The 1,625-nt window shown below is 66.8% G+C and carries 1 protein-coding gene; it reads right to left on the reverse strand.

What is annotated here, in order from left to right; genetic code table 11:
* Positions 1 to 1,625, reverse strand: a 1,625-nt coding sequence (locus ACFVYS_RS43785; RefSeq protein WP_389511454.1) for a (Fe-S)-binding protein, incomplete at both ends; no start/stop codon positions are given.

Here is a 1,625-nt window from a genome sequence, read left to right on the forward strand (position 1 = left end):
TTCACCGGTTGGGGTTCCGGTTCGTTCTCGGTCTGCGCCTCGCCCGCGGGGGGTTCGTCGTCGACCGGGGTCTTGACCGACTCCAGCAGCAGCTGGGAGACGTCCACGACCTGGATGGATTCCTTGGCCTTGCCTTCGTTCTTCTTGCCGTTGACGGAGTCGGTGAGCATGACGAGGCAGAAGGGGCAGGCGGTGGAGACGATGTCGGGGTTGAGGGAGAGGGCTTCGTCGACGCGCTCGTTGTTGATGCGCTTGCCGATCCGCTCCTCCATCCACATCCGTGCGCCGCCGGCGCCGCAGCAGAAGCCGCGTTCCTTGTGGCGGTGCATTTCCTCGTTGCGCAGGCCGGGGACGTTGGCGATGATCTCGCGCGGGGGCGTGTAGATCTTGTTGTGCCGGCCCAGGTAGCAGGGGTCGTGGTAGGTGATGAGGCCCTCGACGGGGGTGACGGGGATGAGTTTGCCCTCGTCGATGAGGTGCTGGAGCAGCTGGGTGTGGTGGATGACCTCGTAGTCGCCGCCGAGCTGCGGGTATTCGTTGCCGAGGGTGTTGAGGCAGTGCGGGCAGGTCGCGACGATCTTCTTCGCGGACTTCGGCTTCCTGGTCGACTCGTCCTCGTCGTCCTCGCCGAACGCCATGTTCAGCGCGGCGACGTTCTCCATGCCGAGTTCCTGGAAGAGGGGCTCGTTGCCGAGGCGGCGGGCGGAGTCGCCGGTGCACTTCTCGTCGCCGCCCATGATCGCGAACTTGACGCCCGCGATGTGCAGGAGTTCGGCGAAGGCCTTGGTGGTCTTCTTCGCGCGGTCCTCCAGGGCGCCGGCGCAGCCGACCCAGTACAGGTACTCGACCTCGCTGAGGTCCTCGATGTCGCGGCCGACGACGGGGATCTCGAAGTCGACCTCCTTGAGCCATTCCAGGCGCTGCTTCTTCGCCAGGCCCCAGGGGTTGCCCTTCTTCTCCAGGTTCTTGAGCATGGTGCCCGCCTCGGACGGGAACGCGGACTCGATCATCACCTGGTAGCGGCGCATGTCGACGATGTGGTCGACGTGCTCGATGTCGACGGGGCACTGCTCGACGCAGGCACCGCAGGTGGTGCACGACCACAGCACGTCCGGGTCGATGACGCCGCCCTCTTCGGCGGTGCCGATCAGCGGGCGTTCGGCCTCGGCGAGCGCGGCGGCGGGCACGCCCGCGAGCTGCTCGGCGCTCGCCTTCTCCTCGCCTTCCATGGTCTTGCCGCCGCCGGCCAGGAGGTAGGGGGCCTTGGCGTGCGCGTGGTCGCGCAGCGACATGATCAGGAGCTTGGGGGAGAGCGGCTTGCCGGTGTTCCAGGCGGGGCACTGGGACTGGCAGCGGCCGCACTCGGTGCAGGTGGAGAAGTCCAGCAGGCCCTTCCAGGAGAACTGCTCGACCTGGGAGACGCCGAAGACGTCGTCGTCGCCGGGATCGGCGAAGTCGATCGGCTTGCCGCCCGACGTCATCGGCAGCAGCCCGCCCAGAGCGGTGGCGCCGTCGGCGTTGCGCTTGAACCAGATGTTCGGGAACGCCAGGAAACGGTGCCAGGCCACACCCATGTTGGTGTTCAGCGAGACCACGATCATCCAGATGAACGACGTCCCGATCTT

It is taken from the genome of Streptomyces sp. NPDC058295, from assembly GCF_042880655.1.
In the GTDB taxonomy this organism is placed as follows: Bacteria; Actinomycetota; Actinomycetes; order Streptomycetales; family Streptomycetaceae; genus Streptomyces; species Streptomyces coriariae.